Origin of the sequence: Thioclava sp. UBA3469 (genome assembly GCF_002378135.1) — a bacterium.
GTDB classification, from domain to species: Bacteria; Pseudomonadota; Alphaproteobacteria; order Rhodobacterales; family Rhodobacteraceae; genus Thioclava; species Thioclava sediminum.
The window spans coordinates 3495-9099 of sequence record NZ_DFRG01000019.1; the positions used below are offsets into that span (position 1 = coordinate 3495).

The window sequence follows — 5605 nt, forward strand, 5'->3', positions numbered from 1 at the left end:
GGGGCCATAGCTCAGTTGGGAGAGCGCTTGAATGGCATTCAAGAGGTCAGGGGTTCGACTCCCCTTGGCTCCACCAAACAAACTTCGATACGCCGAAAACCCCGCCCCTCGTGGCGGGGTTTCGCGTTTCCGAGGGTTTTGTTTTTTCTATAAACAGATGAGCTGCACGCCGCATCCGACAGACGCCTGAGAGGGCTCGAGAGAGCCTCCAAGCGTCCCGCCGCTGGATCAGCCCGGAGAGACGCAGAGCGTCGATCAGCGCGCAGCCACCCTTCGAACACCTCCGCGGCACCCCACACCCATGCGCGGCCCCGAGCCTCCCTCGCAGCGCAGAGAGAGAGAGCTTGTCCGATAAGGCATCCCAAAGGACGACCGAGGGCCCACGGCGCAACATGCACGACCGACAGAGCGCGCAGACCGCAGCAGACAACAGCGCGAGCGACAGGCATGGCCTGCGAGGCATTGGTTTTCAGCAGGAGGGGGAAATGGCGGACCCGGGACGATTCGAACGCCCGACCCCTTGATTCGTAGTCAAGTGCTCTATCCAGCTGAGCTACGGGTCCGCTTATGTGGGGCGATGTAACGGCCACGTCGGAGCGATGCAAGAGCAAATTCGAGGCAATTTTGGAAAACCGTCAAAATTCTTGGATGCCCTGGCGGAAGCCCTGAAGATCGGCACGCACCTCCCGGAACGTAACTCCGCGCAGGCTCAGGAAATTGCGCCTGCGCCCTTCTCGGAGGCGCAATCAAGCGCGATATCCGAGGGCAGGAAGATCCGGAACTCAGTGCCGTTGCCGTCGGTCCGAACCAGGTCCAGACGCCCGCCATGACCACGAATCAACTCTGCGGCGATGGCGAGGCCAAGCCCCGTGCCGCCCGCACGCGTGCCGCCCGTGAAGGGCTTGAAGAGGTGTTCGCGCGCAGTCTCCGGCAGGCCGGGGCCGCTATCTTGCACGCGAATCCACCAGCCATCGGCATTCTCGCCTGCGCCGATCTCCACCGTGCCGTTCTGGCCAGTCGCTTCGATTGCCTGCCGGGCGTTGCGCACGAGATTGTTGAGCACGCGATAGAGCTGCTCGCGGTCGGCGCGGATCACCAGATTCGGCGGCATGTCGGTAACGAAATCGACGAGCGGGCCTTCGCTCGGGTGCTCCTCGTTCTCCAGAACTTCCTGCGCCAGCTCGCCGAACATGAAGCGCGACAGCGTCGGCGGCGGCTCCTTGGCCTTGCCGAAGGCGAGCGTCGTTTCGCAAAGGTTGATCGCGCGCTCGATCGAGCCGGTCAGTTTCGGCGCGGCGCGCTTCACACCGGGATCGTCCGAACTTTCCATCCGGTCGGCAAAGAGCTGCGCCGTGGTCAGGATGTTGCGTAGGTCGTGGCTGATCTTGGCGACCGCTTGACCCAGCTGCGCGAGACGCTCCTTCTGGCGCAGCGACGCGGTGAGCTGCTGCTGCATCGAGGCCAGCGCCTCCTCAGCTACGCGCAGCTCCTCGACGCTGGCCTGCGGAGTTATGATGCGCCGCGCATCCTCGGGCGCGTCCGCGTAAGAAGACATATGCGCGACCAGCCGCTTGATCGGCACGACCATCAGGCGACGCACGAGAAGGAACAGCAGAACGGCGGTGATCACCGAGAAGACCGCCGAGATCGACAGGAGCCGCAGCCCGTATTCCACCATCGCGATCCGCATCGGTTCGGTCGCGAGCGTCACCTCGATCACGATACCGCCCTTCTGCACCGGCTGACCCAGCACCCGGATCACACGATCCCCGGAATCGAAGAGCGCGTGGACCGCGTCGCGAATGCGCGTCCATTCGGTCGAATCGCGCAGATCGTATGTTTCGGTCACCGGAGAGGGAATCGGCGAGGACAGCACCAGCTGCCGCGCCGCATCCCTGCGCAGCACCACGTTGAAGACACCCGCATTCGATAGAAGCTCTTTTTCCAGATCGGGCGCGATGGTGGTGTCGGTGGTCAGAAGCGCAAGCGAGGCGATCTGCGCACGCTCAAGTCGCGTAAGAAGATAGTCTTCACGAAAATTCGCCAAACCCGGCAAAAGGATCAACGCCTCGGCGAGCACCACGAAAACCGTGGTCAGGATCAGAAACCGCCCTGAAAGAGTGTTCACTTTCATCGCCTATCAAACGCAAGGCCGTCCCGCAGGATCGGCCCGTCCCCTTCAATGTCACTCTTGATGCACCGCCGGTCAGGATGCAAGGATACCGTCCCCTGCGTCAGCCGCGCTTTGCACACAAGATAGGCGGCTCGCGCAGAAGGCAAAACCCCGTGAGCGGTCACGATCCGTGCGAAGCGACCGGAAAAGCCGGAAAAAACCCGCTTTGGCGAATTGACTTGCTGGGGAGAGGTCACTAAAGAGCGGCTTCGAAATGCTATCTGGCCCTCGAATCCTGTTTCTGGGCCCGAACCGGAGTGAAAACGATGAAACGCACGTTCCAGCCGTCGAACCTCGTTCGCGCCCGTCGCCACGGCTTCCGCAGCCGCATGGCCACGAAGGGTGGACGCCGGGTTCTCAACGCCCGTCGCGCGAAGGGCCGTAAGCGTCTGTCGGCTTAAGGCCGTTACAGCCGCGACTGGCTTTTGACGCCGCCGGATGCTTTTCGCAGGTCGGGCCCTCGGGTCAGATCGGTGAAAAGACCGGCGGCTTCGCTATTTTGCGCGCCGTTTATTCGCCGGAGGTCGCCTGATGGCCGCCATACGCTCAGATGATCCGACTCGTCCGACCGCGGTTCTGCGGCAGCGGGCGGATTTTCTGAAAGCGGCCTCGGCGCAGCGTAAGGGGATGCCCGGCTTTCTGCTGCAGGCGCGCAAGCGCCGCGAGGACGAGCCTGTCGCCCCCGACCTGATCCGCGTGGGTTTCACCTGCTCGAAGAAGCTCGGCAACGCGGTGGCGCGCAACCGCGCGAAACGGCGTCTGCGCGAGATCGCCCGCGCCGTCCTGCCCAAGGCGGGGCGGCCGGGTTGGGATTACGTGCTGGTCGGGCGCCCCGAAGCGACCGCCACGCGCGACTTTGCCGCCATGCTGGCCGAATTCGAGACCGTGCTCACGATCATTCACGATTTGCCGATCTCCCCGCCGCGGCCGCGCAAACCCAAGGGGAGCAAACGCAAATGAGCCCCCTCGCCCGAATCCTTGCCCTACCGGTTCATGCCTATCGCTTGCTGCTCAGCCCCTGGATGGGGCATGGCTGCCGCTATCAGCCGACCTGTTCGTCCTATGCGCTCGAAGCGCTCGAACGTCATGGTGCGGTGAAGGGTGGCTGGCTGGCCGGGAAGCGACTTCTGAGCTGCCACCCCTGGGGCGGGCATGGCTATGACCCGGTGCCCGGGGCCGATCCCGAATTTGACGCCGCCCATCGTTGCGCCCATGCGCATGACGCGAAGGACACTCCAGATGCTTGATGACGAAGACAGCCCGATCCATCCGCTTTTCGCAGGCGCACCCTCGACGACCGAGTTCAAGAAGCTGCGCAAGCGCATCGTGCGCGAGACCCGCGAGGCGATCGAGAAATACGGGATGATCGAACGCGGACAACGCTGGCTGGTCTGCCTCTCGGGCGGCAAGGACAGCTATACGCTTCTGGCCGTTCTGCACGAGCTGCAGTGGCGCGGGCTGCTGCCGGTGGAACTACTGGCCTGCAATCTCGATCAGGGCCAGCCGGGGTTCCCCGCGACCGTGCTGCCGGAATTCCTCGAGAAGATGGGGGTTCCGCATCGGATCGAGTATCAAGACACCTATTCGATCGTGATGGACAAGGTCCCGCAGGGCCGCACCTATTGCGCGCTGTGCTCGCGGCTGCGGCGCGGCAACCTCTATCGGATCGCGCGCGAGGAAGGCTGCTCGGCGGTCGTGCTGGGCCATCACCGCGACGACATTCTCGAGACCTTCTTCATGAACCTGTTCCACGGCTCGCGCCTTGCGACGATGCCTCCGAAACTGCTGAACGAGGAAGGCGATCTCTTCGTCTATCGCCCGCTCGCCTTCGTCTCCGAGGCCGATTGTGAGAAATTCGCCCGTGCGATGGACTATCCGATCATCCCCTGCGACCTCTGCGGCTCTCAGGACGGGCTGCAGCGCCAGCAGGTGAAGATGATGCTCGACGGCTGGGAGAAGAACGCCCCCGGCCGCCGGAACAAGATGTTCAAGGCGCTGATGAACGCACGCCCCTCGCATCTGTGCGACCCCTCGATCTTCGATTTCGCGGGGCTCGAGCGCCGCGCGGAGGGTGAAGCGGATTTTAACGAAAACGTCCCGGATTTGCGCGAGCGCGATTAACCGGCTGGACACGAATGACGTCTAGCCTTGCTGGCGAAGGGGGGCCTTTAGGGGCCCGCATGTGCCACGGGGGTAGGTGTCATGGGTAATGACGGGGGCAAGCGCGCCGCCCGCAAATCAGAGCTGCGCGCAAGATATCAGGGCAAGCCGGGTCCGGTTCTGCTCCGACGCGAGATGATCGCCTTTTTGCCCGCTTGCGGGCTCGCCCTCCTCTGGGTCGGGCCGGAGGCGATGGTGCTGATCGGTCTGACCGCGATTCTGGTGGGCTGGATGACCCGCCCCCTGCACGTTCCGCCCGAGATCGACGAGGAAGGCTGCGACCCCGCGACCGGCCTGCTGCCGCCGAGTGCCGCGATTTCCGAGATGGCCGCCTCCTTGCAGGACGCACAGCAGCGCAATCGCCCGACCGGATGCCTGATCCTCGGGCTCGACGCACCCGATCAGGTGCTGCGACGACTGCCCCCGAAGGAATTCGACCTTCTGCTGCGCCGGATCGGCGAACGGCTGCAGGCGCAGTTGCGCAGCGGCGATGTGGTCACGCGCTGGGACGGCGCGCGTTTCGCGGTGCTGCTGCGTCCGACGCCGCGGCTTGGCCTCGAAGGGATGATCCAGCTTTGCGGCCGCCTTCAGGAAGCGGTGAGCGAGCCTTACGTGATCGCCGAGCAGACGCAGCAGATCACCATGCATATCGGCTTTCACCTCGTGGGTCGAAGTGCGGTCGCCCCGGCCTATCGCGACGACGCGGCCACGCAGGCCAAGGCTGACGCGCGCGCCAACACAGAGGCGGAGGCGGCGCTCTCGCGCGCCGAGACCGCGGCCAACCGCGCGATGCAGTCCGGCCCGGGGGCGATCCGCTCCTCCCGCTCGGACAAGATCGCCACGAAAGAGCCGGGCGCGCATCCGCTGTCCGCCAGTGTCGGGGACGCGCTCGAAGCGGGCCATATCAAGGCGTTTTTCCTGCCGCAGATTTCCACCGATACAGGCGATATCAGCGGGTTTCAGGCGATCCCGCGTTGGCTTCATGCGCAGCGCGGGATTCTGACCGAAAGCGAGATACTCCCCGCGATCGAGGCCGCAGGGCTGGGCGCGCGCTTCTCCGAGGTGATGCTTTACGCGGCCTTCGGTGCGCTGCGCGAAATCGCCCGCGACGGCAGCGATTTCGGCCCGGCCTCGCTTCCCTTCCTGCCCGGACAGATGGGCGACCCGAAACTGGCCGAGCGGTTGGCCTGGGAATTCGACCGCTTCGAGATCGCCCCGAACCGGTTGCGGCTGATCGTCCCGCAGGCGATGGTGGCACGGCTGGACGATCCG

The 5605-nt window shown here is 64.5% G+C and carries 6 protein-coding genes and 2 tRNA genes; 6 read left to right on the top strand and 2 right to left on the bottom strand.

Features of this window, described 5'->3' with window-relative positions:
- Window positions 1–76 (top strand) — tRNA-Ala (locus B3D39_RS01560).
- A 410-nt stretch (window positions 77–486) separates the two neighbouring features.
- Here B3D39_RS01560 and B3D39_RS01565 read toward each other — a convergent pair.
- Both B3D39_RS01565 and B3D39_RS01570 read right to left on the bottom strand, forming a co-directional pair.
- Window positions 487–563 (bottom strand) — tRNA-Arg (locus tag B3D39_RS01565).
- 146 nt (window positions 564–709) lie between these two features.
- Complete coding sequence (locus B3D39_RS01570; RefSeq protein WP_078539797.1) at window positions 710–2134, bottom strand: sensor histidine kinase; 1425 nt, start codon at window positions 2132–2134, stop codon at window positions 710–712.
- A 305-nt stretch (window positions 2135–2439) separates the two neighbouring features.
- Here B3D39_RS01570 and rpmH point away from each other — a divergent pair, with 305 nt between their 5' ends.
- The 5 genes from rpmH to B3D39_RS01595 all read left to right on the top strand — a co-directional run.
- Window positions 2440–2574, top strand: a complete 135-nt coding sequence (gene rpmH / locus B3D39_RS01575) for a 50S ribosomal protein L34 (RefSeq protein WP_075776231.1) — start codon at window positions 2440–2442, stop codon at window positions 2572–2574.
- 130 nt (window positions 2575–2704) lie between these two features.
- A complete protein-coding gene (gene rnpA / locus B3D39_RS01580; RefSeq protein WP_274962755.1) occupies window positions 2705–3133 on the top strand; it encodes a ribonuclease P protein component in 429 nt (142 codons plus the stop codon).
- Window positions 3130–3420 carry a membrane protein insertion efficiency factor YidD gene (gene yidD, locus B3D39_RS01585; protein ID WP_078519741.1) on the top strand — a complete coding sequence of 97 codons (291 nt, stop codon included), beginning with the start codon at window positions 3130–3132 and terminating at the stop codon, window positions 3418–3420. Before rnpA ends, yidD begins: the two co-directional genes overlap by 4 nt.
- Complete coding sequence (gene ttcA, locus B3D39_RS01590) at window positions 3413–4294, top strand: tRNA 2-thiocytidine(32) synthetase TtcA (protein WP_078569517.1); 882 nt, start codon at window positions 3413–3415, stop codon at window positions 4292–4294. The genes yidD and ttcA overlap by 8 nt, the downstream gene beginning before the upstream one ends.
- Window positions 4295–4375: 81 nt before the next feature.
- Window positions 4376–5605, top strand: a 1230-nt coding sequence (locus B3D39_RS01595; protein WP_286789315.1) for an EAL domain-containing protein, incomplete at its 3' end; no start/stop codon positions are given.

Coding starts and splice junctions, on each gene's coding strand:
- B3D39_RS01570 (WP_078539797.1), bottom strand. CDS start 2,134: ATGAAAGTGAACACTCTTTCAGGGCGGTTTCTGATCCTGACCACGGTT.
- rpmH (WP_075776231.1), top strand. CDS start 2,440: ATGAAACGCACGTTCCAGCCGTCGAACCTCGTTCGCGCCCGTCGCCAC.
- rnpA (WP_274962755.1), top strand. CDS start 2,705: ATGGCCGCCATACGCTCAGATGATCCGACTCGTCCGACCGCGGTTCTG.
- yidD (WP_078519741.1), top strand. CDS start 3,130: ATGAGCCCCCTCGCCCGAATCCTTGCCCTACCGGTTCATGCCTATCGC.
- ttcA (WP_078569517.1), top strand. CDS start 3,413: ATGCTTGATGACGAAGACAGCCCGATCCATCCGCTTTTCGCAGGCGCA.